This is a genomic window from Litoribaculum gwangyangense, assembly GCF_039543505.1.
GTDB lineage: Bacteria > Bacteroidota > Bacteroidia > Flavobacteriales > Flavobacteriaceae > Litoribaculum > Litoribaculum gwangyangense.
Window position 1 is genome coordinate 1,056,412 of sequence record NZ_BAABJW010000001.1, and the last position, 25,751, is coordinate 1,082,162.

Annotated in this window: 28 protein-coding genes; 13 read left to right on the forward strand and 15 right to left on the reverse strand. The window is 33.5% G+C overall.

Annotated features, from left to right (window positions below):
- Positions 1-33: 33 nt before the first annotated feature.
- The 9 genes from ABD963_RS04750 (at position 34) to ABD963_RS04790 (ending at position 7,865) form a co-directional block, all read left to right on the forward strand.
- Positions 34-936, forward strand: a complete 903-nt coding sequence (locus tag ABD963_RS04750) for a geranylgeranylglycerol-phosphate geranylgeranyltransferase (RefSeq protein ID WP_345275793.1) — start codon at positions 34-36, stop codon at positions 934-936.
- Positions 937-1,102: 166 nt separating this feature from the next.
- Complete coding sequence (locus tag ABD963_RS04755) at positions 1,103-1,978, forward strand: pseudouridine synthase (protein ID WP_345275794.1); 876 nt, start codon at positions 1,103-1,105, stop codon at positions 1,976-1,978.
- A gap of 320 nt (positions 1,979-2,298) precedes the next feature.
- Complete coding sequence (locus ABD963_RS04760) at positions 2,299-3,699, forward strand: type III PLP-dependent enzyme domain-containing protein (protein ID WP_345275795.1); 1,401 nt, start codon at positions 2,299-2,301, stop codon at positions 3,697-3,699.
- A gap of 118 nt (positions 3,700-3,817) precedes the next feature.
- Complete coding sequence (locus ABD963_RS04765) at positions 3,818-4,792, forward strand: deoxyhypusine synthase family protein (RefSeq protein ID WP_345275796.1); 975 nt, start codon at positions 3,818-3,820, stop codon at positions 4,790-4,792.
- 2 nt (positions 4,793-4,794) lie between these two features.
- Complete coding sequence (locus ABD963_RS04770) at positions 4,795-6,321, forward strand: bifunctional GNAT family N-acetyltransferase/carbon-nitrogen hydrolase family protein (protein ID WP_345275797.1); 1,527 nt, start codon at positions 4,795-4,797, stop codon at positions 6,319-6,321.
- A 50-nt stretch (positions 6,322-6,371) separates the two neighbouring features.
- A complete protein-coding gene (locus ABD963_RS04775; protein ID WP_345275798.1) occupies positions 6,372-6,710 on the forward strand; it encodes a hypothetical protein in 339 nt (112 codons plus the stop codon).
- 11 nt (positions 6,711-6,721) lie between these two features.
- Complete coding sequence (locus ABD963_RS04780; RefSeq protein WP_345275799.1) at positions 6,722-6,943, forward strand: hypothetical protein; 222 nt, start codon at positions 6,722-6,724, stop codon at positions 6,941-6,943.
- 10 nt (positions 6,944-6,953) lie between these two features.
- Positions 6,954-7,364, forward strand: a complete 411-nt coding sequence (locus tag ABD963_RS04785; protein ID WP_345275800.1) for a VOC family protein — start codon at positions 6,954-6,956, stop codon at positions 7,362-7,364.
- 150 nt (positions 7,365-7,514) lie between these two features.
- On the forward strand, positions 7,515-7,865 hold the full coding sequence (locus ABD963_RS04790; protein WP_345275801.1) for a hypothetical protein: 351 nt from the start codon (positions 7,515-7,517) through the stop codon (positions 7,863-7,865).
- Positions 7,866-7,933: 68 nt separating this feature from the next.
- On the opposite strand, the gene ABD963_RS04795 is transcribed toward ABD963_RS04790, so the two are convergent.
- The 6 genes from ABD963_RS04795 to ABD963_RS04820 all read right to left on the reverse strand — a co-directional run bounded on the left by ABD963_RS04795 (position 7,934) and on the right by ABD963_RS04820 (position 15,099).
- On the reverse strand, positions 7,934-9,397 hold the full coding sequence (locus ABD963_RS04795; protein ID WP_345275802.1) for an MptA/MptB family glycosyltransferase: 1,464 nt from the start codon (positions 9,395-9,397) through the stop codon (positions 7,934-7,936).
- A 154-nt stretch (positions 9,398-9,551) separates the two neighbouring features.
- Positions 9,552-11,042, reverse strand: coding sequence for a cellulose synthase family protein (locus ABD963_RS04800; RefSeq protein WP_345275803.1), 1,491 nt, complete (start codon positions 11,040-11,042; stop codon positions 9,552-9,554).
- Positions 11,039-11,731, reverse strand: coding sequence for a glycosyltransferase family 2 protein (locus ABD963_RS04805; protein ID WP_345275804.1), 693 nt, complete (start codon positions 11,729-11,731; stop codon positions 11,039-11,041). Before ABD963_RS04805 ends, ABD963_RS04800 begins: the two co-directional genes overlap by 4 nt.
- Complete coding sequence (locus tag ABD963_RS04810; protein WP_345275805.1) at positions 11,728-12,207, reverse strand: toxin-antitoxin system YwqK family antitoxin; 480 nt, start codon at positions 12,205-12,207, stop codon at positions 11,728-11,730. The genes ABD963_RS04805 and ABD963_RS04810 overlap by 4 nt, the downstream gene beginning before the upstream one ends.
- A 1-nt stretch (position 12,208) precedes the next feature.
- Positions 12,209-13,798, reverse strand: a complete 1,590-nt coding sequence (locus tag ABD963_RS04815) for a 4Fe-4S binding protein (RefSeq protein WP_345275806.1) — start codon at positions 13,796-13,798, stop codon at positions 12,209-12,211.
- A 2-nt stretch (positions 13,799-13,800) separates the two neighbouring features.
- Complete coding sequence (locus tag ABD963_RS04820; protein WP_345275807.1) at positions 13,801-15,099, reverse strand: NAD(P)/FAD-dependent oxidoreductase; 1,299 nt, start codon at positions 15,097-15,099, stop codon at positions 13,801-13,803.
- 146 nt (positions 15,100-15,245) lie between these two features.
- On the opposite strand from ABD963_RS04820, the gene ABD963_RS04825 reads away from it, so the two are divergent.
- The 3 genes from ABD963_RS04825 to ABD963_RS04835 are packed head-to-tail and all read left to right on the forward strand — an operon-like array spanning position 15,246 to position 16,982.
- Positions 15,246-15,500, forward strand: a complete 255-nt coding sequence (locus ABD963_RS04825; protein WP_345275808.1) for a hypothetical protein — start codon at positions 15,246-15,248, stop codon at positions 15,498-15,500.
- Positions 15,494-16,201: a glycoside hydrolase family 113 gene (locus ABD963_RS04830; RefSeq protein WP_345275809.1), complete on the forward strand. Its 708-nt coding sequence runs from the start codon at positions 15,494-15,496 to the stop codon at positions 16,199-16,201. Before ABD963_RS04825 ends, ABD963_RS04830 begins: the two co-directional genes overlap by 7 nt.
- A gap of 52 nt (positions 16,202-16,253) precedes the next feature.
- On the forward strand, positions 16,254-16,982 hold the full coding sequence (locus ABD963_RS04835; RefSeq protein WP_345275810.1) for a metallophosphoesterase family protein: 729 nt from the start codon (positions 16,254-16,256) through the stop codon (positions 16,980-16,982).
- A gap of 7 nt (positions 16,983-16,989) precedes the next feature.
- On the opposite strand, the gene ABD963_RS04840 is transcribed toward ABD963_RS04835, so the two are convergent.
- The 8 genes from ABD963_RS04840 to ABD963_RS04875 form a co-directional block, all read right to left on the reverse strand.
- Positions 16,990-17,772, reverse strand: a complete 783-nt coding sequence (locus tag ABD963_RS04840) for a TIGR04283 family arsenosugar biosynthesis glycosyltransferase (RefSeq protein WP_345275811.1) — start codon at positions 17,770-17,772, stop codon at positions 16,990-16,992.
- Positions 17,765-18,643 (reverse strand): DUF547 domain-containing protein, encoded by an 879-nt coding sequence (locus ABD963_RS04845; protein WP_345275812.1) that lies wholly within the window; start codon positions 18,641-18,643, stop codon positions 17,765-17,767. Before ABD963_RS04845 ends, ABD963_RS04840 begins: the two co-directional genes overlap by 8 nt.
- Positions 18,644-18,669: 26 nt before the next feature.
- A complete protein-coding gene (arsM, locus tag ABD963_RS04850; RefSeq protein WP_345275813.1) occupies positions 18,670-19,638 on the reverse strand; it encodes an arsenosugar biosynthesis arsenite methyltransferase ArsM in 969 nt (322 codons plus the stop codon).
- Positions 19,639-19,720: 82 nt separating this feature from the next.
- Positions 19,721-20,533 (reverse strand): purine-nucleoside phosphorylase, encoded by an 813-nt coding sequence (locus ABD963_RS04855; RefSeq protein ID WP_345275814.1) that lies wholly within the window; start codon positions 20,531-20,533, stop codon positions 19,721-19,723.
- The gene (locus tag ABD963_RS04860) at positions 20,517-21,170 is read right to left on the reverse strand and encodes a TIGR04282 family arsenosugar biosynthesis glycosyltransferase (protein ID WP_345275815.1); all 654 of its coding nucleotides are present in this window, start codon (positions 21,168-21,170) and stop codon (positions 20,517-20,519) included. Before ABD963_RS04860 ends, ABD963_RS04855 begins: the two co-directional genes overlap by 17 nt.
- On the reverse strand, positions 21,148-21,642 hold the full coding sequence (locus tag ABD963_RS04865) for a rhodanese-like domain-containing protein (protein WP_345275816.1): 495 nt from the start codon (positions 21,640-21,642) through the stop codon (positions 21,148-21,150). Before ABD963_RS04865 ends, ABD963_RS04860 begins: the two co-directional genes overlap by 23 nt.
- A 28-nt stretch (positions 21,643-21,670) precedes the next feature.
- A complete protein-coding gene (arsS, locus tag ABD963_RS04870; protein WP_345275817.1) occupies positions 21,671-22,726 on the reverse strand; it encodes an arsenosugar biosynthesis radical SAM (seleno)protein ArsS in 1,056 nt (351 codons plus the stop codon).
- Positions 22,727-22,803: 77 nt separating this feature from the next.
- Positions 22,804-23,139 (reverse strand): arsenosugar biosynthesis-associated peroxidase-like protein, encoded by a 336-nt coding sequence (locus ABD963_RS04875; protein WP_237231887.1) that lies wholly within the window; start codon positions 23,137-23,139, stop codon positions 22,804-22,806.
- Positions 23,140-23,304: 165 nt separating this feature from the next.
- Between ABD963_RS04875 and ABD963_RS04880 the strand changes: the two genes are divergently transcribed.
- Entirely contained in the window at positions 23,305-24,546 is a 1,242-nt protein-coding gene (locus ABD963_RS04880) for a cation:proton antiporter (RefSeq protein WP_345275818.1), read from the forward strand.
- A gap of 6 nt (positions 24,547-24,552) precedes the next feature.
- Here the strand turns inward: ABD963_RS04880 and ABD963_RS04885 are convergent, their stop codons facing one another.
- Entirely contained in the window at positions 24,553-25,695 is a 1,143-nt protein-coding gene (locus tag ABD963_RS04885) for an acyl-CoA dehydrogenase (RefSeq protein ID WP_345275819.1), read from the reverse strand.
- Between the last annotated feature and the right edge of the window lie 56 nt (positions 25,696-25,751).

The following is a 25,751-nucleotide window of genomic DNA, read 5'->3' on the forward strand; positions in this document are numbered from 1 at the left end:
GGTTTTGGGATATTCCCATTAAATAATTTCATTATGCTTTCCAGAAGACAGAAACATATTTTTATTAAGTTTTTTAGTATGTTTTCGGTCGTTAGAGGTTACAATATTCTGATTATAGTTATTGCTCAATATTTAGTTTCTATATATATTATGGCTCACGATAGGCCACTAAAGCAAGTGCTATTTGATGCCAACTTATTTATGTTAGTATTGGCATCAGCGGCCACTATAGCTGGGGGGTATATCATTAATAACTTTTACGATTCAGAAAAAGATTTAATCAATAAACCCATCAAATCAAGGTTGGATAGATTGGTAAGCCAAAACACCAAACTGTCTTTTTATTTTGTGCTTAATTTTTCGGCGGTTATAATGGCCAGTTATGTGTCGTTCAATGCCGTGGTTTTCTTTTCAATATATATTTTTGCCATATGGTTTTATTCCCATAAATTAAAGAAGTTACCCTTTGTAGGTAACTTGACATCAGCAATATTAACTATTACGCCTTTTTTTGCCATTTTCCTATATTACAAAAATTTTGAAACCGTCATTTTTGTTCATGCCATATTTTTATTTTTAATGATATCCATGCGTGAACTCACTAAAGATTTGGAAAACATGAAAGGGGATTTACTCCAAAATTATCAAACCATCCCTATTGTGTATGGTGAAAAGGTTTCAAAAAACATGTTAACCTTATTAACGCTTTTAACTTTAATACCTACTTATCTATTGCTATATCGTTTCGAAATAGGCTATATGTATTTATACTTTTATTCTAGTACGGTTTTACTCTTGGTTTTTCTTCTTGTCCTTTGGAAATCAAAAGCCAAAATCCATTATTTAATTCTTCATAATATTTTAAAATTTATTATTGTATCTGGGGTATTTTGTATTTTACTAATAAATGTTGGGTTGGTTTTAAATCGTATATAAACGGTAATTAGAGCGTTATTTTTTTGGTCGTGCTTTCTTAAATCGCGCAACAATTTTTATCATTAAAGCTCCAGGGATTACTAAATCGCTAACGCAGTAGAACAAATTGAAAATCAAAAGTGTAAATCGAAATTTTTAAGTATATCTTTGCAAAAAATAATATAAAATGAGTAGGCATCAAGGCAGTAATAGAAGTGGGAAATCTGGAAGAGGACAACAAGCAGATGTTGGTAAAAATACTAACAGAGGGGGCAGTAGTAACAAAAGTAAGAGTTTTGCTAGAGGTAATGCACCAATAAAAAAAATAAGTACCTCACCAAAAAAGCCGAGTAATCCAAATGAAATTAGGCTAAACAAATACATCGCCAATTCGGGGGTTTGCTCTCGTAAAGAAGCAGATGTGCATATCGCTACCGGACTCGTAACCGTTAATGGCAAGGTAGTTACCGAAATGGGGTATAAAGTTAAGTTAGATGATGAGGTTCGTTACGATGGAGCCCGCGTAAACCCAGAAAAAAAGGCATACGTACTATTGAATAAACCCAAAGGATTTGCTACTACAACTAGTGAGGGTAAAGGTAGAACCGTTATGGATTTGGTTGCAAACGCTACCACTTCAAGAATTAAACCTATTGGACGTTTAGGCAGAAACTCCAAAGGCCTTTTGTTGTTTACAAACGATGAGCAAATTCACGATAAATTTACCAACTCTAAACATGGGGTGGCGCGTTTGTTTCACATCGAATTGGATAAAAACCTAAAATTAGAAGATTTAAAAAAGGTTCAAGCAGGTTTTAAAATAGATGGAAAACTAGTGTCTGTTGAGGAGATTAGCTACATTGACGGTGCTACAAAACGTGAAATAGGTTTAAAAATAAAAAATACAGGCAATACTATCATCAGGACTATTTTTGAATATTTAAAGTACGAAGTGGTAAGTTTGGATTGTGTGGCTATTGGACATTTAACAAAAAAAGATATTCCTCGTGGGCATTGGAAACATTTAACTGAGCAGGAATTGAATACTCTTAAGATGCTATAAATTTTTATCAAAAATTTACCTAAAAAACATGCTAATTCAAAATTTTATATTTCATTTGCACTGTTTTTTAGCTGAACAAATTGAAATCTGTTTATATGTTCGGGCTTTTGAAAATTAGGAAGTCATACTCAAAAGCTGCTTACCGTTTAAGTAACCGAATTTTAAAGCTAACTTCCGTTTTTAACATATATGCTAGTCAGCATAAATATGCCTTTATGCCTACTACTCAAAATCAAATACAAGTTTGATATTCATTTTTTTCATTAGTTTTTCGCCTAATTAATTTAAGGGCTTTATCTTTAACTTTTTAAAAGAAATAAATGAATACAAAATACATTGATTTAATTGATCAAACCTTCGATTTCCCCCAAGAAGAATTCACCTTAGAAAATAGAACACTTGAGTTTCATGGAATTAACCTTATGGAATTGGTTGAAAATTATGGGGTTCCTTTAAAATTTACCTATTTACCACAAATATCCAACAACATTAACAAAGCAAAACAGTGGTTTGCTGGTGCAATGAAAAAACACAAATATAAAGGTAAGTACCATTATTGTTATTGCACAAAAAGTTCACATTTTAAGCACGTTTTAAATGAAGCGCTTAAAAATGATATTCATATTGAAACCTCTTCGGCATTTGATATAGATATTGTTGAAAAATTAAAGGCAGAGGGCAAAATTACTGATGACACTTATGTGATTAGCAATGGTTTTAAACGTGCTCAATATGTCACAAACATAGCTAGGTTAATAAATAATGGACATAAAAATGCCATTCCTATTATTGATAATTACGAGGAAATAGATCTACTGTCTCAAGAAATCGAAGGAAAGTTTAATGTTGGGATTCGAATAGCTTCAGAGGAAGAACCAAAATTTGAGTTTTATACCTCACGTTTGGGTATTGGTTACAAAAATATTGTGCCCTTTTACAGAAATCAAATTCAAAATAACAAAAGAGTAAAGTTGAAAATGCTTCACTTTTTTATCAATACCGGTATTCGAGACAATGCTTATTATTGGAACGAGTTACAAAAATGTTTAAAAGTATATACGAGTTTAAAAAGGATATGCCCATCACTAGATAGCTTGAATATAGGAGGCGGTTTTCCAATAAAAAATTCTTTGGCATTTGATTTTGATTATCAGTATATGGTCGATGAAATAATCAACCAAATTAAGATGGTTTGTGAAGAAGAAGAAGTAAAAGTGCCCAATATTTTTACAGAGTTTGGAAGTTTTACTGTTGGTGAAAGCGGTGGCGCTATATACGAAGTTCTTTACCAAAAACAACAGAACGATCGTGAAAAGTGGAACATGATAAACTCATCGTTCATTACTACTTTGCCAGACACCTGGGCCATAAACAAACGTTTTATTTTGCTGCCAATAAATAGATGGTACGATAGTTATGAGCGAGTTTTATTAGGAGGATTAACTTGTGATAGTGATGATTATTATAATAGTGAACAGCACATGAATGCTATCTACTTACCCAAGTACAATAAAGAAAAACCACTTTATATCGGGTTTTTTAATACAGGTGCTTACCAAGAAACCATAGGTGGATTTGGTGGGTTGCAACACTGTTTAATACCATCACCCAAACATATTTTAATCGACAGGAATGAAAATGGTGAGGTAACTACCAAACTATTTAGTGAACAACAAAAAAGTGAAGAACTGTTGAAGATTTTGGGTTATGATAACAACTAGATTACGGGATTTTTTAAAAAAATAAATTTCAAAATATTGTATTCTAACAAGTTAAGTTTTAAATTTATAACGCATCAAAAATATTCTTAAATAATACAAAATTAAAAATTGCTAAAAAATGAATAATAAAGGACCCATTTCACAATTTATAGAAAAACATTATTTGCACTTTAATGCTGCAGCATTGGTTGATGCAGCAAAAGGCTACGAAGCCCAATTACATTCTGGTGCAAAAATGTTGGTATCTCTTGCAGGTGCCATGAGTACTGCGGAATTGGGTAAAAGTTTTGCGGAAATGATACGTCAAGACAAAGTGCATATCATTTCTTGTACAGGTGCCAATTTAGAAGAGGATATCATGAATTTGGTGGCGCATTCGCATTACAAGCGCGTGCCAAACTACCGCGATTTAACGCCACAGGAAGAATGGGATTTACTTGAAAAAGGTTTAAACCGAGTTACCGATACATGTATTCCAGAGCATGAAGCTTTCCGTCGTTTGCAAAAACACATTTATCAGATTTGGAAAGACGCCGATGCTAAAGGAGAACGCTACTTACCACATGAATACATGTACAAAATGTTGCTTTCAGGCGTTTTGGAACAGTATTATGAAATTGATTTGAAAGACTCTTGGATGTATGCAGCAGCTGAAAAAAACCTGCCAATTGTCTGTCCTGGTTGGGAAGATAGTACTATGGGTAACATTTTTGCTAGTTATGTTTTGAAAGGCGAATTGAAAGCCAGCACTATGAAATCAGGTATAGAGTATATGACCTTTTTGGCTGATTGGTACACTGATAATTCCAAAAAAGGTATTGGTTTCTTCCAAATAGGAGGAGGTATTGCAGGGGATTTCCCAATATGTGTGGTGCCCATGTTATACCAAGATATGGAACGTACCGACACACCCTTTTGGAGTTATTTTTGTCAGATTAGCGATTCCACAACAAGTTATGGATCTTACTCCGGAGCCGTTCCAAATGAGAAAATTACTTGGGGTAAATTAGATATCGATACACCAAAGTTTATTATTGAAAGCGATGCTACCATTGTAGCACCATTAATTTTTGCTTATTTGTTAGACCAATAAATATGGAAACCACTCAAATTGAAAATATAGAGCTAAAGTATTTAAGTGCTGATGACTATGAAGAGTTGAAGCAAGCCACGTTGGAATCATATGGTGGTGTGCTCAATTCTTATTGGAAAAAGCATCATATTGAAAAATTAACCACCATATTCCCAGAAGGTCAGGTGGTTATAAAAATAAATGGTGATATAGCTGGATGCGCATTATCACTTATTGTGGATTATGATAGTATTGATGATGACCATACTTACGCCGATATTATTGCAGGTGAATCCTTCAAAAATCACAATCCTGATGGTGATATTTTATATGGTATCGATGTGTTTATTAGACCAAAATATCGGGGGTTACGGTTAGGTAGGCGACTTTATGATTACCGCAAGGAGATTTGCGAAAACCTAAATTTAAAAAGTATCGTTTTTGGGGGTAGAATGCCTAATTACCACAAGCATAAGCAATTTTCCCCAAAAGAATATATTGAGAAGGTTAAGCGAAAGGAAATACATGACCCTGTTTTAAACTTTCAGATTTCAAACGATTTCCATCCGGTAAGGGTTTTAAAAGGGTATTTGGAAGGTGATACTGCCTCTAGTGAATATGCCGTTTTAATGGAGTGGGACAATATTTATTATACTAAACCTAACAAAAAAGCTAGTACTGTTAAAACTATAGTGCGTTTAGGTCTAATTCAGTGGCAAATGAGAACTTATAAAAGTTTGGATGAGCTGATGCAACAAGTCGAATACTTTATAGACAGTGTTTCGGCGTACCGTTCAGATTTTGCTGTTTTTCCGGAATTTTTCAATGCCCCTTTGATGGCAGAATATAACCATTTACACGAACCTGAAGCCATTAGGGAATTGGCTAAATTCACCGAAACCATTATCAACAAATTAAAGGAACTTTCTATTTCATATAACATTAACATCATTTCTGGTAGTATGCCTGAAGTAGTTGATGATAAACTTTATAATGTGGGATATTTATGCAGAAGGGATGGTAGTGTGGAACGCTACGAAAAAATCCATGTAACCCCTGATGAAGCCAAGGTTTGGGGCATGCAACGTGGGAATAAATTACAAACCTTTGATACCGATTGTGGTAAAATAGGCATTTTAATTTGTTACGATTCTGAGTTCCCAGAACTATCCCGTTTATTAGCCGATGAAGGCATGGATATTTTATTTGTACCATTTCTAACAGATACCCAAAATGGTTATTCGAGAGTGCGTTTATGTGCTCAAGCAAGAGCCATAGAAAATGAGTGTTATGTTGCTATTTCGGGAAGTGTTGGAAATTTACCCAATGTTAATAATATGGACATCCAATATGCGCAATCTGCCGTATTTACACCATGCGATTTTTCATTTCCTAGTAATGGCATAAAAGCCGAAGCCACACCAAATACCGAAATGATTTTGGTGGCCGATGTGGATATTAGTCTATTAAGAGAACTTCATTCATTTGGAGCTGTAAAAAATTTAAAAGATCGAAGAAAAGATTTTTATGATGTTATTCGTGTAAAATAATCATAAATAAGTATATTTAACCTATAAGCTAAAAACTTTACCCCATAAAAATGAAAAACAATAGAAACGATAATCTAAAACGTGTTATAGTAGACTTTAAAAAGCTAACACCCGAAATACTGGCTTTATTGGTTGAAAAATACCCTGATGGTTATGATGAAGATCAAATTATATCGTTTAGAAATCAACACAACGAAATTATTGAAGCCGTTGAAGTAACCACAGATGATACTAAATATTTAGTAAAAGTAAGCAAGAAACTGGCAGTAACAATGGAAAATTATGATGAAGATGATTACGAAGATTTTGATGGTGATGATCCAGAAGCAGTACAAGACCCTGAAATTTTAGATGAAGATCCAGACGAAGACGACGATAACGATTTATAAATTATATTATTATGAGAACAGCTGTTTTTAAGTCCTACAAAAACGGTTTATACAAATTTTGGTTTGAAAATGGTGAGGAATTGTCTTTTGAAGAAGTTCACCCTCGCGTTTTAAAACAATTCGATTTAAGAAATGACAAAAGTTTAATAGATAAAGACTTCAGAATTACATTTGTGGAAGACGAAGATGGTGATGATGTTATTTACAGAGTAGAGAGTTTAAAACCCATATAATATATGCATTATGCAAACATCGTTTCACATGTCTTTACCTTGTTTGAATATCAAGGAGACAAAAGGTTTTTATGCTAATATTGGCGCTTCCCTTGGAAGAAAAAGCCAAAACTGGATGGATGTAAATTTATTTGGACACCAAATAACATTTATAAAAGCTGAAAAATTCAACTTTAACAACCCCAACTATGTATTCGAAGGTAAAATATTACCCTCTTTTCATTTTGGAATTATTTTAGACTTTAAAACTTGGGAAACCATTTATGAAAAACTAAAAGCCCAAGGTTTGGATTTAGTAACAGAAGCCACTTTTTTAAAAGATAAAGTAGGCGAGCACACTTCTTTTTTTGTCAAGGATCCCAACGATTATTTGTTAGAATTCAAGAGTTTTAAAAATTCTGCTGATATGTTTAATGCTTAAGATAGATATCTACCACTCTTTATATAAGAATAAAAACATCCTAATAAAGTACTACCAATAGTTTTAGGTTAAAATTATTATAAGCAATTCGGACTTTTGGTAGAGCCATTTCCGATAACATAATTTCAATTAAATTTTAATTTATATAAAATGAAAATATTTTTTTTGTTTGCTGGCATTGTTATGTTGTTTTTTTCATTAACAAGTTTTAAAATCAGCAATAATACAAATTTACAGGATGAACAAGTAATTGATGGGGTTTATGACGGTCACGAAGATTACGGATATAATTTTATTGTAACCAGCGCAGATGAAGAACATACCATAACTTTTCAAAAAGTGGATGAGGAGGTTCTAAAAGCGTTCAATTTAGAAGAAAAAACGCTAGTAGGAACCAAATTTAAAATTACTTACACAACAAAAATTGAGGTTACTAAAGATGATGACGGTTATGAAGATGAAACCGAAATAAATACCATCAAAAAATTAGAAAAACTTTAATTCATTCTGTTTTTGGAGTGAATTTTACAAATAAAATGAGTAAAATTTGTATCTAGAAACAAACCTTATTAGGCCTCCTTTTTGGAGGCCTTTTTTATAAATACCTCCCAAATAAACACGCCATAAACAATTATATATTCCAAAGCTATTACCCAAAGATTTTCACTTTTATCTTCCTTATTTACATTCAAATATGCCAAATAACTAAATATGATTACAAAACTCCAAACCAATGGGAATTTGTATTTAGTAAAAACAGAGAGAATCAAAAGTGTTGCAATATACCAAGGATGCACTGTGGTAGCTATAAAATAGTAAAACGATAGCACTAATAACATGGCCGAAATAAGTTGCAAGGTAGTTTTGTTGTTCCTAAGAAAGGTGATAATTAAAACAAAAAGCACCACCAGTTTAGGGATGTACGCCCCAATAATGGCAATCTCATTTCGGTTTCTAAACACATATCCAATCTCTCTAGCGAGGTAGTATAAACTCCCGTTAAATTCAAAGTTATTAAACCATAACGCCACCGTGTTCGTATAGTTGTTTATAAACTCTGATGAGTAAAAGGGAGCAAAAAGCAAGAGTGTCGTAACGCCTACAATAGTATAAAACAAAATCAATTTTGTCAGGTTGAGCGCAGTCGAAACCTCTTTATTTTCGTCATTGCGAGGAGGTAACGACGTGGCAATTTCATCATTTTTAACAGATTGCTTCACGTTGTTCGCAACGACGTTTTGTTTTGTAAACCATTGAAAAAACAAGGGTAGAATAATTAATGGCATTAATTTAACCGAAACAGACAACGCAAAAACCAACGCAGCCCAATGCCATTTCCCAATATGTAACAAATACAAACTCCACACCAAAAAGAAAATCATAACCCCTTCAAAATGTAAGTTTCCTGTGAGCTCAATAATTATAAAAGGATTTAAAATATACCAAAAGATATGATAGGAAGGTATTTCTAACTTCTCCATTAACTTTTTGCCAAAATGTAAGGTACCAAAATCGGCAGCAATAATTATCAATCGCATAACAACGGCAGAACCCAGAATACTTTTGCCAGCAAACAAACCCGAAATCGCATAACACACCTGGCTTATGGGCGGATAATTGGTATAATGGCTTGCGTTTAAAACACCCATACCATTGTATAGTTCTTGGGCTTGTGCCACTGGAAATACGCCACTTTTTATAAAATTTTCCACATTATACAAGTAAGGATTAAAGCCTTCTACCAACATCCTGCCATCCCAAATAAAGCGATAGAAATCTTGGGATAAATTGGGTATGGCGATTATAAATACAGCTCTAAACCCAAATGCCACATAGGTTAAAACTTTGGTTTGGTGCTTAAGTAAACCAACAATTTTATAAAATAGATAAAACAGTGCACCGTATAAAGTAAGGAGCTTTACATAATCGGTACGAAGCAAATTATAGGCAAATACCCCATAGAAAATCATGCTGGTAAGCACTAACAACAGCGCTATTTTGTGACGTTTTAAAAAGTTTGAGTTTAAAGCCATATACCAAATATAGGACTATTTGTTGGCGGAAATATACAAGAAAGATATACTTGACTTTTTGAAAATTTATATTTGGGCTTAAAGTATTCGGAGGTGTTAGTAATTCTACACTATAACTTCTTTTCTGGTCAACTATTTTTTAAAAACTTAAAATTTAAACCTTGGAAGCCAAGGATTTAAAAAACACATAGCCAAAACCTATAAATAACATGAGGTGAAAAGGAAACAACCCGAAATCGCCACCTTGATTACCCACTATAAAAGCACTATACATACCAAAACCGAAATAGAGCATTAGTAACCCTTCGAAAATAACGTGAGCAGAAATCGTTTTTTTAAGGTATTTGTTATTTTTCCAGTTGTCTTTAAACGTACTGATATTAAATTTTGGTGTGCGTACAAATTCACTTTTTTTACCCCAATGACCTTCTAAAACCGCAATGGAATTGTGAAGAGAAAAACCCATAGCTATGGAGAAAAAAACGAAAAACATACCAACATAGCGAATGAAGTTTTTAAAACCACTACCATAAATATTTTTATACATATGCCAATAGCACACAAAAAATATAATAGTACTTAATACAAAAAAACTCATAACATAAAAATAGGGTTTTAAATGAGCATATTCATTTTTTATATACAACATGGGAATACTCAATACGCCTACAATTAACACATTTAAGAACATGGTGCTGTTAAGCAAATGCAATAAACCATGTACTTTGGTTTTAGATGAAATATTCTTGGATTTTAAAACGCGCCAAAGCATTTTTCTAAAATTTTCGGCACCACCTTTGTTCCATCTAAATTGTTGTGAACGTGCAGCACTTATAACTACGGGCAGTTCTGCTGGAGTCTCAACGTTTTCCAAATATTTGAATTTCCAGTTTTTGAGTTGGGCACGATAGCTCAAATCTAAATCTTCAGTGAGGGTGTCGCCTTCCCAATTCCCAGCATCAATAATGCATGACTTTCTCCAAACACCTGCCGTACCATTAAAATTGATGAAATGCCCTTTGCTATTTCTTCCTACTTGTTCTAAGGTAAAGTGAGCATCGAGAGCAAAGGCTTGTATTCTGGTAAGTATGGAAAAATTTCGATTGATATGTCCCCAACGGGTTTGTACGACGCCAATATGTTCATCTTTAAAGTAAGGGATTGTGCGTTTTAACCAGTCTTTTTTAGGTAAAAAATCAGAATCAAATATAGCTATAAACTCTCCTTTGGCAATTTTTAAGCCTTCTTTCAAGGCACCAGCTTTAAAACCTGTTCGGTCTTCTCGAGTAATATGTTTAATGTCTAAACCAGTAGCTTGTAGTTTTTTGATGTGCTCGCGAGTTGTTTCAACAGTTTCATCCGTGGAATCGTCCAATACTTGAATTTCAAGTTTATCTTTTGGGTAATCAATCTCTGCAATGTTATCAAGTAACCTGTCCATAACATACATTTCATTATAAACTGGAAGTTGTATGGTAACATATGGTATTTCGTTTGGGTTCGAAAAATCGAACTTTTCACAATCGTCTTTTACTTTTTTTGATGATAGGTAATTAAACAAAAGGTTGAGTTGCGCTAGTGCATACATGAATATGAGCAAAAGTGCAACGGAATATATTACTATGATAGTGGTTTCTAAAATCATTTTTTAATGCTGTATTTAAAAATCCAGCCTAATATTTTTACGCCTGCAAATATAGCACCTTTTATTGTACCAGACACTTTTGAAACGCCAATTCTATTTCTATAATTTACTGGAACTTCCATATATGTAAGTTTTTGCTTTATGGCTTTTAGCTGCATTTCTACAGTCCAACCATAGGTTTTGTCTTCCATATTAAGTGCTAATAGTTTTTCGTATTTGATGGCTCTGAACGGACCAAGATCAGTAAATTTTGCACCAAAAAATAACTGCATTAAACTGGTTGCTAGCCAATTACCAAATATTTGTGGAAACGTCATGGAGCCTTTTTCCCTGAGTTCCTTAACACGGGCACCTATTACAAAGTCAATATTATTTTGAATTATTGGTGCTACAATTTTAGTTAATTCTTCTGGGTAATCACTATAATCACCATCCAAAAATACAATAATATCTGGTTTATTTTTTTGCTGGGCGATATAATTTAAACCTTTTAAACAGGCATACCCATAACCTTTGTTGGTTTCTGTTAAAACGGTAGCACCTGCATTTTTGGCATTTTTTTCAGTGTCGTCAGTTGAATTATTGCTTACCACGATAACTTCATCTACATTTTTAGGAATATCATTAATTACATGAGCAATAGAACCTGCTTCATTATAGGCAGGAATGATGACTTTAATTTTCGTCATTTAAGGTCGCTTAGTTTGTTTTCTTTTTTAAATAATACAAAGTTAGTCCATTCTTTTATTTTTTTACCTGCAATATATTTAGAAGCAGCAATTAATTTTTCGTTTTTGTACATGAGGCAATATCCGTTTTTCTGATTGTTTTTTAATTGACATTTATGGTTTATTTTTTCCATGATATCGTAAAACAGCCACCAGTTATTTTTTTTACCGTTAGCATAGTGGCCTTCAGATTCTAAACTGCCATTTTGATAATAAAAATACCAATATTTAGCAGGTTTGTTTTGATGAAAGTGTCCTTCTTTTTGAACAATACCGTTGGAGTAGTAAAATTTCCAGTAATCTTCCTTGGCCCCGTTTACTAACCAACCTTCAGATTTTATGGTACCATTATCGTAATATATTTTCTCATAAGATTTTTTGCCGGTAAAATTTAAAATAATATTCAGGAAAGCGTAAGTTGTTATGAGAAGTCGCATTTTATTTTTTATTTACAAAGTCCATCAAGTCAACATCATTACCTAAAAGGATTTCGTTTGGGTTGATGCGTCCTTTCATAGAGTCATTCTCCAATTTTAATACGCCTCTTGGGCAAACTGCACTACAAATACCGCAGCCAACGCAGCTTGACCGCACTATGTTCTCACCCTTTTGTGCATAGGCTCTAACATCAATTCCCATCTCGCAATAAGTAGAACAATTGCCACAAGAAATACATTGGCCTCCATTAGTAGTAATTCTAAATTTTGAGAACAACCGTTGCTGGAAGCCTAGAATGGCAGCCATAGGACAACCAAAACGGCACCATGCACGACTACCCAAAATGGGATAGAAACCAGTACCAATAACACCCGAAAATATAGAGCCAATATATAAGCCATAAGCAGATCTTAAAGTGCTACCTTTTACAAGGAAAATATGCTCTGTAGTTCCTGTAAAATGCATAATTAGCAATAATCCTATGGTCGCAAAAAAAACAATGGCACCATATTTAGCATCTAGGCCTAATTCTTGTCTTTGGAATAACATAACACTAGCAAAAACTATTGTTAAAAAACTAATAACTAAAGCGATGAAAACACCTTTTGTTAGCCAGAAATCATTTTTATCATAACCTAGATAAGTGTATACCATAGCGGTCGTCATTACCACAGAAAAGACTAATACTGTATGGATTAACCAACGTTCTAATTTCCAAGTAGACATTTTTTTTGATGATAACTGCCTAAAAGAGTCGCCCGCAGTTTCGGCTAAACCACCACAACCACAAACCCAAGAGCAGTACCAACGTTTGCCAAATTTATATGTTAAAATGGGCGTGATTACAAATATAGAAATGATACCAAATAAAATTAAAGCTAAACCAATGTTAGCGTTAGAAAGAAATCCTTTTACAGACCATTCATCAAAAATATAATAGTTAAGTGGCCATATGCTTTTTAAATCGTAATATGGTAAGTCATTATTCATAACATACATAAATTCTGGAATCAAAAACGCAAAACCTAATTGAAAAAACATGACTGAAACGGTACGTATTTGTTGGTAACGATTGTGCCTGTATTTTAAAATAAATTTATAACCAAATGCTAAAATAGCAACCGTGTAAAGTGTACCATAAACAAACCATTGACTAGCTGGTCTTCCGCTTAATAATTTACTCAAAGGATCGAATAACCCTATTAATCCTGTGTTTACTGCACCATTTGTACCTAATCCTAAGTATTTTGGAAAGAAGTACAAAACAATGTAAAAACTAGTTAGGATAATGCCAGCAATCCAACCCCAAATACCTCTTGATGAAATAGATTTAAACCAAACACCATCATTTTTTATGCCTTCTAACCTATTTAAATAGGCGTCTCTTGAATAGACTATAATTCCGATAGAAATTAACCCTAAGGAAAGACTTAGAAATAGTCCTTTGTTTGGAAAATCAGTATTGAAAAGGGATAATGTTAAAATGAATAGCCCAATAATTCCTATGGCAAGCGCTACTTTCTGTTTGTTTGAAATATCTACAGCATCTGGTTTTGCTAAAGACATGCTATGATTTATTTTATTACTCATGTTTATACGGTTTGTAGTTCTTTGTTATAAGCAGAAAGAATATCAGCTTCATAATGACTGTAAAATTCAGGGTCGAAATTAGCTTCTGAAAGATGATTCATGACATAATCAACATCTCGTTTTTCGGTTAACCAATTATCAAATGTTTCATGTCGCATTCTTATTCCAAAGGTGTTAATGCCTAAAAATGCATTTGTGGTAGTATCATAACAAACGGTGATGCATTTCGTATCGTCCTCATGTTTCCAATGGAAATGTGCTTCGTTATCTCTTGGTTTTGCAAACACCCAACCGTAAGTTTGATATTCTATATCTAAAAATTTAGCGGAGTTAAACCAATGGCCCGGTTTATATTGAATTTTGTTTCCACAAATGGTTTGTGCTAAAGTTTCTCCCATCATTCGTCCTGTATACCAAACCGCTTCAATAGGTCTTCGTTGGTCTATACCTTCATGTTGTTCAGCACAATCACCAATAGCGTAAATATCTGGAATATTGGTTTCTAGATATCGATTTACTTTGACGCCTCTAGCTATCTCAATCTTAGAGCCTTTTATAAAATCTATGTTTGGGGAAACCCCTGCGGTTAAACCAACAACATTGCATGCAATTTCTTCACCCGTTTCTTGAATGATGATAGATTTTACTTTACCATTTTCATCAGAAATAATTTCTTTTAAGTTATTTCCTAATCGTAAATCTATATGATGGTTTTTTATATGACGATTAATCATTTCGCTCTCGCCTGAGGGTAAAACGCCATTCCAAAAGCTATCTTCTCTTACTAAAAAAGTCACAGGGATGTTTCTTGAGTTGAGCATTTCAGCAAGTTCAATCCCAATGAGTCCACCACCAACAATGACAGCTCTTTTACATACCTTGTTATTAGTAGCGTATTTTTCAAGATTATCTAAATCTTGCTTATGGTACATGCCCATAACACCATCTAAATCTTGCCCTGGCCATCCAAACTTATTGGGTTTACTGCCAGTTGCAATAATAAGTTTGTCATATTTTAAAGTGTCTCCCTCTGCAAAATGAAGTGTTTTAGCATCGACATCAATATTCTTAACATATCCTTTTTTAAGATTGATTCGGTTTTTCTCCCAGAACCAATTTTCGTAAGGTTGTGTATGTTCAAACTTCATATGTCCCATATATATGTACATGAGTGCTGTTCTAGAGAAGAAATATTCGGTTTCAGCAGAAATAATGGTAATTTTTTTATCGGAAAGCTTTCTGATATGTCTAGCAGCAGTTACGCCAGAAATACCATTGCCAATAATAACAATATGTTCCATGTTTTTGGTTTGGTTTTAGAATTTGTCGAACCTTATGTTAAAACCTTAACACAATCATTTCAAATTGTTTAAATTTAGAGATAATATTTTCACTTATGCGGGTTATTTTAAAGTTTTCTTTCCTGATTTTGTTTTGCTCATGTGCCATGGCACCTGCAAAAAAGGAAAAAATCAATGGCGTTAGTTTTGTGGCTGCACGTGATTCCATAAATGATGTGCATATCAATCCTGTACTTAATTTGAATGCTAATTATGCGGCCATTATGCCTTTTGGCTTTATTAGAGATTTGAAGCATCCTGATATTATTTATAATACAGACAGACAATGGTTTGGCGAAACCAGAAAAGGGGCTAAACAATACATTGAAACTCTAAAAAAAAACATATCAAAATTATGGTAAAACCGCAAATTTGGGTTTGGCGCGGTGAGTTTACGGGTAATATAAAAATGCAAAATGAAGACAATTGGAAACTTTTAGAAGACTCTTACACTAGTTTTATTTTGGAATATGCTCAAATGGCAAATGAAACCAAAGCAGATATTTTTTGCATTGGAACCGAATTAGAGACATTTGTGGACAATAGGCCAGAATACTGGTTTGATTTGATTAATAAGGTAAAATCTGTTTATCAAGGTAAGTTAACCTATGCTGCTAACTGGAACGAGTTTGATAGAACACCTTTTTGGGGCGAATTGGATTATGTCGGTATTGATGCTTATTTCCCTGTTAGTCAAAGTAAAACGCCAACTATGGAAGAATGTCTTGAGGGTTGGAAATCACACAAAAAGGGTATAACAGAAACTCAAAAAACCTATAAAAAACCTATTTTATTCACTGAATTTGGATATCGAAGTGTGGACTATTCTGGAAAACGACCTTGGATAAGCGATAGAGATATGGATCAAGTAAATCTTGAAGCACAGAATAATACCACCCAAGCTTTGTTTGAAACATTTTGGGATGAAGATTGGTTTGCTGGAGGGTTTGTCTGGAAATGGTTTATCAATCATGATGAAGTTGGTGGTGAAGAAAACTTTATGTTCACACCACAAAACAAACCAACTGAGGCAATCATTCGTCGGCATTACAGTTTGAACTAATCCAGTTTTATTCTAAAATCAAAATACCCTAGATTTGTTAAAAATTTAAGTCATGCGAACTTTTGCCATTGGTGACATACATGGTGGGCTAAAGGCCTTAATACAGGTTTTAAATAAATTGGAAGTTAAGGATGAAGACACCCTTATTTTTATGGGTGATTATGTAGATGGTTGGAGCGAATCAGCTCAGGTTGTTCAGTTTTTAAAAGAACTTTCTGAAACTATAAAATGTCTTTTCATTAAAGGAAATCATGATGTTTGGTGTGAAGAATGGTTAAAATCCGAATACGTTAATCCAACTTGGTATATGCATGGTGGTAAGGAAACCATGAACAGTTATATAGGTTTTTCAAAAGAGGAGAAAAAGAAGCATTTACAATTTTTTGAAAGCATGCCATTGTATTATTTAGATGATAAAAATCGCCTCTTTCTTCATGCCGGTTTTACCTCGATGCATGGCGTAAGGAGAGAAGTTAATGAAGACACTTTTTATTATGATCGAACCCTTTGGGAAATGGCATTAACTATGGATAAACAGATTGAGAAAGATTCTGCTATCTATCCAAATCGATTAAAGCATTATGATGAAATTTTTATCGGGCATACCCCAACCATCAATTTTAATGTAGAGGTTCCTATGCAAGCTGCCAATGTTTGGAACATCGATACCGGTGCTGCTTTTACAGGAAAACTCACTGGCATGAATATCGATACTAAAGTATTTTTTCAAAGTGATAATTTACCTGATTTATACCCCAATGAAAAGGGACGAAATAAATAGTATCTAGCTAGCAAACTTTCTTTTTGTAAAATCCGTATATTTCATTAGCATCGGCACCCAACCAGCGCTTTAAATAGATATTAAGGTAATAAAATTGTAATTTAAAAATACCGTGCTTTTTATACAATCTTGCCGAGGTTGTAATCGTTTTGTTGATTACAACAAATTGCTTTCGTTTATAAAGTTCATTTATCAAAATATTATCTTCATAAATAATATACTGTTCGTCAAAACCACCAATATCATCAAATAACGTTTTGGTAATAAACTGACTTTGATCCCCACCTCGGCATGCTCGCCATTTAAATTGTGTGAACCAACTAACCAATTTTAACCACCAATGGTTACTGTCAAATTGCATTTTAAAACATCCTGCTTCATGACCTTTCTGTACTTCGTTAATTATGAAATCATCAAAATGCTTAGGTGGCAACGAATCAGCATGTAAAAAATACAAGATATTTCCACAGGCATTTTTAGCGCCAAAATTCATTTGTTTAGCACGACCTTTTTCTGAATGTATTAACTTAATGTCTGTTCGAGTGTTTTCGCTTTGAGAAAACATATCGAGAACTCGTTTGTTGACTTCTCGATACAATTCTGAAGTTTCAGAATCACTCGAAGTTACAAATTTTGTTACAATGTCTTTAGAGTTATCGTTGCTACCACCATCAACAACAATAATTTCTGCAATATTTTTTTTTGATGAATTTTCAAGTAAATGAGCTATTAGTTTTCCAATAAAGGTTTCTTCATTTAATATGGGAATGATAATGGAAATCTTATTCATTTATTGCCCAATTATAATCTTTATATTTAATTTTTGCGTTTTCTGAAATTTTAATTCTTGAATACTGATTTATAAAATCAATGACAGAACCATTTTGCTTGAAATCTTTACTAAACCATTGAAATATTTTTGAAAGCTCTAAACTGTTTTCTGAAATGGAATTCCTTTTAGGGTCATTTAAAAATTCTTTTGTAACATCGGTAAGTTGAGATTCCAAACGTTCTGAAGTAAAGGCTTCATTTTGTAATTTCGGGCAGGAAAAAGAAGCACATACAATGGCAAAATGAATGCGTGGTTCATTCATTTTTCTTAATATTTGATGTTCAATCTCACTTAAATTATACCATTTCTCCCCCAGTTTCCAATACCGTTGTTCCCATGGGTTTTTTATGTCTTTAATACTTTTTAAAGGATAATGTCGAAGTATCAAATCGATGGTCATGGCGTTGTAAGCGTTTATCCAGAAAGCTAATTTTTCATCCTTTGGGAATGATTCAAACTTATCACTTTTATGCATTAAGCTTAAAACGTAAATGTAATCGAGTAATTTTTTGTGTTCGGTTTTAAATGTTTTATAATTTACATGTCCATTATCCGAAACATGTTTTTGTAATAACTCGTCCCATAATTGGTGAATGGGCATAAATCGTTTTGATAAAATTTGGCCAAATTCCTGTGACTTTTCATCCACAATTTTATCATTTTTTATTTCAACAGTATCTGGAGTAATTGGTTGAGTTTGTATAAAAATATTATCTTTTTCTGTTTTAATTGGTTCAATTGTTTTTCGTGTATCATTTTCAACAATACGCTTTGTACCAGAACATGAAGCTAGAAAAATAATCAAAAGAAAAGAATTGAAGTATTTCACAAAAACAATTTGAAACTATTTATGGCCTAACAACAGCCTCCTCCATCATAATGGAATGTGGACTCGCTAATAAAAATATCTTCTCTACCTAAACTTGCCAATGCTCCTGCAGTTTTATCACAAACGGCTAATGGTTGGTTTTTTAATAAAACGTGCCCTTTTTTATCATCAAAATAAGGTGCTGAGCCATAATAAATAGCTGCTTTACCAGTAAAAACACATGGACCATCAGCAGGCATTGGGTCTTTTATGGCAGCTACTTCAATCGATTCAATATAAATCAACTCATCGGTTGGGTAATGTTTAGGGTCGAGAATTCGGTATGGTTTTCTGGCTCTTATTTCTATAGTCCCAAAACCAGCATCCGTTAGTGCTTTCACATAGTCATGAATTGGCAAACTACCACTTAAACATAAAGCACGCATACGTTCGTCGTTTCTTAAAATGGCGTTCATGGGTTGCTCGCAAGTGGGATCGCTCATCACCAAACGACCATGAGGTTTTAAAACTCGGTACATTTCAGCAATGGCTTTTTTTAGATCATCAGCTTTGAAAATATTGAATAAGCAGTTTTGAGCTGCCACGTCAATACTGTTTTCCTCAACAGGAAGATTCATAGCATCTCCCTTTTTAAGCTCAACAAACTCACTTTTAAACCATGGGTTTAAGGCTTCGGCTTCTTTAAAGTTTTTTCTTGAAGCTTCAAGCATTTCATCTACTACATCAATACCAACGACGCCACCTTTTTGGCGATTGAAATAGGCGAATTGCAACAATTCCATACCACCACCAACACCAACATATAGCATTTTCGGGTTATTAGTTAAATCACGTGCATGAACGGTGCTACCGCAGCCATAATTCATTTCTTGCATGATTTTTGGGATTTTAAGTCCAGGTAATTCCCAAATAGGGTTAGTGGTACAGCACAGTCCTACATCAGGAGTTAAGGCTGCTTCTTTGTATAAGTTGTGTGTGGTTTCTAAATAGCTCATGTTATTTATTTAATAAGAGAAAGTGGATGAAGAGAGTCAATGCTTAAAAATTTCTTAGTTCTTGATTCTTGAAATCCTAATTTTAAATATTTTTTATTAAGTCTTTAAATAGCGTTATCATATTAGGTTCTGCTTTTGCAGCATGCGCCATAATATCTTGAATGTTTACTGGTTCTAGATGATCTGGGTCGCATTCATCAGTTAAAACTGACACGGCTGCTACTTTTAATTTTAAATGATTGGCAACTATAACCTCTGGAACGGTACTCATGCCAACGGCATCGGCGCCTATAGTTTTTAGCATGCGATATTCGGCTCGGGTTTCCAATTGAGGACCTACAACACTTGCATAAACACCTTCATGGAGTGTGATGTTATTTACTTTAGCAATGCTTTTGAATTTTGAATTGATTTTAGCGTCGTAAGGAGCGCTCATGTCTGTGAAACGTTCACCTAACAGCTCTACGCCTTTAAAAGCCAATGGAGAGCTTCCTTGAAGATTGATATGATCTTCTATAAGCATGAGTTCACCTTTCTTGAAATTTAAATTGATTGCACCCGCTGCGTTGGAAACAAGTAAGGTTTTGATGCCCAGTTTTTCCATAATCCGAACAGGGTAGGTAACATCTTGCAAGGTGTAACCTTCATAAATATGAAAACGCCCTTGCATAACCACCACTTTTTTGCCTTCAATGTTACCGTAAATGAGTTTGCCTTTGTGAAACTCAACAGTAGCTGTTGGAAAATTGGGAATGTGGTTATAACTAACTTCTTTAATAATGTCTATTTCGTTTATAAGTTGTCCTAAGCCAGTTCCGAGAATAATTCCAATTTCTGGTTTCTCAAAACCTTTATTATGCAAGTATTCAACGGTTTCTTCAATTATTTTGATCATTTAGTTGATTTATTTTTTCTTGTAATTTTAAATTGGATTTGTAAAAACTGGAAGCTATTAAATCTTCATAAGTATCAATGTCATTCAACGTGACTAATTTAGAAAATTTAATATTCCTTTGAGTTAATTCATTTAAGGTTTCCTCCAATAAATTTTGTTGACTCCATGGTTTTTTTTCAAAAATGAAGGGATGCATTTTAGTCATTCCCAAAAAATAATAGCCTCCGTCTTCCGCAGGTCCTATAACCACTTCAAAGTTGTTTAATTTTTTAAATCCTTCATTAATATGCGATTCATTAATATCTGGTAAATCAGACCCTATTAAAGAAATACGCTCATAACCACTTGTAAAGCCATTTTTAAAAGCATTTTGCATGCGTTCGCCCAAATCTTCACCCACTTGGATGGCTTTGTGAAAGTCTTTCCATTTGGTTTCAATTACAGCATCAGAAAAATATATATGAATATCAATTTTTAAGTTTTTGGTAGCATTTTCAGTCACTTTTACCAATTCTTTATAAACTTCAAAAGCGGCTTCATTACCGATGGTTTTTGCTAACCTGGTTTTTACTTTGCCAAGTTTTATGTTCTTTACAAAAACAATAAGGAGGTCTTTAGTCATATATTTTAATGCCATTTTTCAACCATTTTCCCCATGTTTTGGAATAGGCATGAATGCTATCGGTGGTTTTTCCTTTGGAATTATAAATTGATAGGTTTTGGTTTTTGTATTCAAAAATACCACCATATAAATTAAAAACATTTTTATATCCAGCTTTTTTAAGCTTTTCACCAATGTCTTCAGATCGGATTCCTAGAGAACAATAAACCACAATTTTTGAATTTTTATTAGTGAGTTTTTTAGCAACCGAATCCAAATTAAAAGAATCATAACCTACATAAATAGCATTTTTTAAATGGCTTACTTGAAACTCCTTTTTCTCTCTGGCATCCAAAAAAATAATATTTGATTTGTCTTCTTGTAATGTTTCAACTGAAATATAAGGGATGCTCTCTGAATTATACTTTTGTAAAAGTTTTGAAATATCATTTTGAGAAAATCCTATCATTGAAAATATAATGAAACAGAAAAAAAAAGATGTTTTCATAATTTGATACTGCTAGTTTTGTCGATATTTAAGCAACACTTCCTTGGCAACTGCTGCCTGCACCTGCAGTACAACCATAACAGTGTTGTGAAATAACAATATCTCTGCCTTCCAGTAAATTTTCGTTGTAATCAGAGATGTGTTTTGCTTTACTATTTACGGGTAATTCCAACATTTGGTTAAAATCACAATCATACAAAAAACCATCCCAACCAATGGAGAGCGTATTAGTACACATCACATTTTGTACTGCTGCCGGATTATAAGCTTCAACTAAAGAATACATGTAATCTTCATAGTTTTCAGATGCAATCAAGTAGTCCAAAAACCTAGAAATAGGTAAGTTTGTTATAGCAAAAAGGTTGTTAAAATAAATATCAAAATCTTCTTTTAAGGCCTTTTTAAAATCCTTTTCCATGGAGGCTTGATTACTTGGTAGAAATGCTCCCGAAGGATTGTAAACCAAGTCGAGCCGTAAATGGTTATCTGGCATGCCATAACCAACTTCATTTAACATTTTTAAAGCTTTGATAGAAGCATCAAAAACACCGTCACCACGTTGTTTGTCCGTTTTTCCACGTGTCCAATGTGGCATAGAACTTACTACATGTACATTGTGTTTTTTGAAAAATTCTGGCAAATCGTGATATTTTTTATTGGCTGTTATGATGGTTAAGTTAGATCGAACTATAAAATCTTTAACCCCAGCTTTTGAAGCTTCTTCAACAAACCATCTAAAGTTTGGGTTCATTTCTGGAGCACCACCTGTTAAATCCAAAGTATGGGCACCTGTTTTTTTTATGACCTCCAAACATTGTTTCATAGTCTCCAGCTTCATAATCTCTTTTCTGTCTGGGCCAGCATCTACATGGCAATGCGAACACACCTGATTGCACATATAGCCAACATTTATTTGTAAAATTTCCAGTTTTCTCGCTTTAAGTGGAAATTGACCTGTTTCAGCAATTTTATTTTTGAAGGTTGGTAAATCACCATTTTGAAAAATACCATTTGATAAAATTTCTAATTGTCTTTTGCTATTTGCCAAATCACTTTCGCGTTTGTGTAGAGATTTTTTTGACATATTTCAGTTTAAAAATTACGAATAATGAATTACGAGTAGTGAAGTTTAAAATCGTAAATACAATATCGTAAATCGTTTTACATTTCTAATTTGTTCACTTTATTCATCATTTGCACACCATGTACTAAAGATGCACCACCACGAATAGCAGCCGCAACATGAAGCGCTTCCATCATTTCTTCTTTGGTAATACCCCGTTGTAACCCATCACCTGTGTAAGCATCAATGCAATATGGGCATTGAATGGTGTGAGCAACAGCTAATGCAATTAGTGATTTTTCTCTGGCTGAGAGTGAGCCTTCCTCAAAAACTTTTCCGTAATACTCAAAAAATTTATCACCTAATTCTTGGTTCCACTCACTTATTTTTCCAAACTTTTTTAAATCGGCAGGGTCGTAATATGTTTTTTGCATAAGAAATATTTTTCAGTAAATATAAATCTATTTGAATAAAGTCGGAAAGATTAGTATTTCTTAACAAAACTATTTAAATATTGTTTTTAATTTTAAATTAAAATTTAATTATCTCCCTTTTTTTTCTTTTAGATGGCTTATTTTAGCGATTCAAATATTTAGATTATGGACGTTTATTTTACAATTACTACCATTTTGGTTGTCCTGTCAGCCCTTTTTGGCTATATAAATGTGCGCTTTTTAAAATTACCTAATACCATAGGTTTAATGTTTATAACTATTGTCTTTACATTAGTTGTTTTTGCATTAAGTTATTTTGATTCTACCTTGTTGGATGCTGAAAAATTTATAATTAAGCAAATAAATTTTAGAACGGTTTTACTAGATGTTATGTTGAGTTTTTTGCTTTTTGCAGGGGCTTTACATACAAATTTTCAACAGCTAAAGATACAACGATGGCCAGTTTTAGTATTTTCTACCTTTGGTGTTTTGGTGTCAACTTTTTTAGTTGGTTCAGCTGTTTTTTTACTTCTTAAATTAATTGGTTTAGAGATAAGCTTTATTTATTGTCTATTGTTTGGAGCATTAATATCTCCAACCGATCCTATTGCAGTTTTAGGGATATTGAAGAAATCTGGTGTACCAAAAAAATTAGAAACAAAAATTGTAGGAGAATCTTTGTTTAACGATGGGGTTGGAGTTGTTGTGTTTTTAACTATTTTTCAAATAGCATCATTAGGCGCGGATGAATTAACAGCTTTTGATGTATTTCAGTTATTTGGAAAAGAAGTTTTGGGAGGTATTTTATTGGGGGGATTCTTGGGATGGATTACCTATCGATTAATGAAGTCTATAAACGATTATGATATTGAAGTGATTATAACATTAGCCACAGTAATGGGTGGAACGGTGATAGCACACAAGCTTCATTTATCTGCGCCTTTGGCTATGGTTACTGCAGGGTTGATTGTAGGTAACGATACGGTCAGAGAAGTTTCAATGAGTGAAATTACGGAGGCTTATGTTGATAAATTCTGGGAACTCATAGATATCCTTTTAAATACTATTCTATTTGTCTTAATTGGTATGGAAATTTTAGTTCTTACCTTTGAAACGGAATATATTTTAGCTGGTATTATAACAATCCCAATTGTGTTGTTATGTCGCTATTTGTCTTTGTTACTACCAATAAATCTTTTTAAAAAGAAATTAGATTTTGTTCCGAAAACCAATTTGATAATGACTTGGGGTGGTTTGCGCGGAGGTATTTCCATTGCATTAGCCTTGGGTTTAACCGAGGCTATGCAAAGAGATCTATTTTTAGTTATAACATATATAGTTGTTGTGTTTTCTATATTAGTTCAAGGTCTTACCATAGGGAATTTAGTAAAACGTATAGAGAAATAGCTAAAGTTATTCCTTTATCAAACTCCTGGAAATCACAATTTTCTGTATTTCTGAAGTGCCTTCATAGATTTGTGTAATTTTCGCATCACGCATCAATCGTTCCACATGATAGTCTTTTACAAAACCATTACCACCATGAATTTGAACGGCTTCAACCGTGTGTTCCATAGCCACTTTTGAGGCGTACAATTTTGCCATAGCACTAGATTTGTCGTAATTATTGCCTTGGTCTTTATCCCAAGCAGCTTTTATAACCAGCATTCTAGCAGCTTCAATATCTGTATACATATCAGCTAGTTTAAACGCAATGGCTTGATGGTTACAAATTTCAGTTCCAAAAGCTTTACGCTCTTTAGAATATTTTAAAGCCAATTCATAGGCGCCAGAGGCTATTCCTAAAGCTTGAGCTGCTATGCCTATACGGCCACCAGAAAGCGTTTTCATAGCAAATCTAAAACCAGAACCATTCGTACCAATTCTATTTTCTTTGGGAACTCTAACATCATTAAATTGTAATGTGTGCGTATCGCTTCCACGGATTCCAAGTTTGTTTTCTTTAGGTCCTACATGAAATCCTTCCATGCCTTTTTCAACAATAAAAGCATTAATACCGTGAGAACCTTTGTCTCTATCGGTTTGAGCAATCACTAAATATACATCGGCACGACCACCATTGGTAATCCAGTTTTTTGTGCCATTAATAAGATAATGGTCGCCTTTATCTATGGCGGTTGTTTTTTGGGAAGTGGCATCACTACCTGCTTCAGGTTCACTTAAACAGAAAGCGCCAACATACTCTCCAGTTGCTAATTTGGTCAAATATTTTTGTTTTTGTTCTTCAGTTCCGTAAGCTTCGATACCATAACAAACCAGCGAATTATTGACGGAGACTATGACTGAGGCCGAAGCATCAACTTTTGATAATTCTTCCATAATAAGGACATAGGAAATAGCATCCATGCCGCTTCCACCATATTTTGGGTCTACCATAATACCCATAAACCCTAAATCTCCCATTTTTTTAACAAGTTCTTTGGGAAAATGTTGTTTTTCATCACGTTCAATAACACCCGGTAGGAGTTCTGTTTGTGCAAAATCGCGAGCGGCATCGCGTATCATCATATGTTCTTCAGAAAGGCTAAAATTCATAATTCGTAATTAAAATGATATTTTGATAAAAAATGTTTACAAATATAGCCTTTTGA

Excerpts from the sequence above, each read along its gene's own strand:
- ABD963_RS04790 (WP_345275801.1), top strand. The coding sequence starts at position 7,515 with ATGAAAATATTTTTTTTGTTTGCTGGCATTGTTATGTTGTTTTTTTCA.
- ABD963_RS04800 (WP_345275803.1), bottom strand. The coding sequence starts at position 11,042 with ATGATTTTAGAAACCACTATCATAGTAATATATTCCGTTGCACTTTTG.
- ABD963_RS04780 (WP_345275799.1), top strand. The coding sequence starts at position 6,722 with ATGAGAACAGCTGTTTTTAAGTCCTACAAAAACGGTTTATACAAATTT.
- arsS (WP_345275817.1), bottom strand. The coding sequence starts at position 22,726 with ATGTCAAAAAAATCTCTACACAAACGCGAAAGTGATTTGGCAAATAGC.
- ABD963_RS04875 (WP_237231887.1), bottom strand. The coding sequence starts at position 23,139 with ATGCAAAAAACATATTACGACCCTGCCGATTTAAAAAAGTTTGGAAAA.
- ABD963_RS04865 (WP_345275816.1), bottom strand. The coding sequence starts at position 21,642 with ATGAAAACATCTTTTTTTTTCTGTTTCATTATATTTTCAATGATAGGA.
- ABD963_RS04835 (WP_345275810.1), top strand. The coding sequence starts at position 16,254 with ATGCGAACTTTTGCCATTGGTGACATACATGGTGGGCTAAAGGCCTTA.
- ABD963_RS04805 (WP_345275804.1), bottom strand. The coding sequence starts at position 11,731 with ATGACGAAAATTAAAGTCATCATTCCTGCCTATAATGAAGCAGGTTCT.
- ABD963_RS04795 (WP_345275802.1), bottom strand. The coding sequence starts at position 9,397 with ATGGCTTTAAACTCAAACTTTTTAAAACGTCACAAAATAGCGCTGTTG.
- ABD963_RS04885 (WP_345275819.1), bottom strand. The coding sequence starts at position 25,695 with ATGAATTTTAGCCTTTCTGAAGAACATATGATGATACGCGATGCCGCT.
- ABD963_RS04820 (WP_345275807.1), bottom strand. The coding sequence starts at position 15,099 with ATGGAACATATTGTTATTATTGGCAATGGTATTTCTGGCGTAACTGCT.
- ABD963_RS04830 (WP_345275809.1), top strand. The coding sequence starts at position 15,494 with ATGGTAAAACCGCAAATTTGGGTTTGGCGCGGTGAGTTTACGGGTAAT.
- ABD963_RS04810 (WP_345275805.1), bottom strand. The coding sequence starts at position 12,207 with ATGCGACTTCTCATAACAACTTACGCTTTCCTGAATATTATTTTAAAT.
- ABD963_RS04860 (WP_345275815.1), bottom strand. The coding sequence starts at position 21,170 with ATGGCATTAAAATATATGACTAAAGACCTCCTTATTGTTTTTGTAAAG.
- ABD963_RS04765 (WP_345275796.1), top strand. The coding sequence starts at position 3,818 with ATGAATAATAAAGGACCCATTTCACAATTTATAGAAAAACATTATTTG.
- ABD963_RS04815 (WP_345275806.1), bottom strand. The coding sequence starts at position 13,798 with ATGAGTAATAAAATAAATCATAGCATGTCTTTAGCAAAACCAGATGCT.
- ABD963_RS04770 (WP_345275797.1), top strand. The coding sequence starts at position 4,795 with ATGGAAACCACTCAAATTGAAAATATAGAGCTAAAGTATTTAAGTGCT.
- ABD963_RS04785 (WP_345275800.1), top strand. The coding sequence starts at position 6,954 with ATGCAAACATCGTTTCACATGTCTTTACCTTGTTTGAATATCAAGGAG.
- ABD963_RS04775 (WP_345275798.1), top strand. The coding sequence starts at position 6,372 with ATGAAAAACAATAGAAACGATAATCTAAAACGTGTTATAGTAGACTTT.
- ABD963_RS04755 (WP_345275794.1), top strand. The coding sequence starts at position 1,103 with ATGAGTAGGCATCAAGGCAGTAATAGAAGTGGGAAATCTGGAAGAGGA.
- ABD963_RS04840 (WP_345275811.1), bottom strand. The coding sequence starts at position 17,772 with ATGAATAAGATTTCCATTATCATTCCCATATTAAATGAAGAAACCTTT.
- ABD963_RS04750 (WP_345275793.1), top strand. The coding sequence starts at position 34 with ATGCTTTCCAGAAGACAGAAACATATTTTTATTAAGTTTTTTAGTATG.
- ABD963_RS04825 (WP_345275808.1), top strand. The coding sequence starts at position 15,246 with ATGGCACCTGCAAAAAAGGAAAAAATCAATGGCGTTAGTTTTGTGGCT.
- ABD963_RS04880 (WP_345275818.1), top strand. The coding sequence starts at position 23,305 with ATGGACGTTTATTTTACAATTACTACCATTTTGGTTGTCCTGTCAGCC.
- arsM (WP_345275813.1), bottom strand. The coding sequence starts at position 19,638 with ATGAGCTATTTAGAAACCACACACAACTTATACAAAGAAGCAGCCTTA.
- ABD963_RS04855 (WP_345275814.1), bottom strand. The coding sequence starts at position 20,533 with ATGATCAAAATAATTGAAGAAACCGTTGAATACTTGCATAATAAAGGT.
- ABD963_RS04760 (WP_345275795.1), top strand. The coding sequence starts at position 2,299 with ATGAATACAAAATACATTGATTTAATTGATCAAACCTTCGATTTCCCC.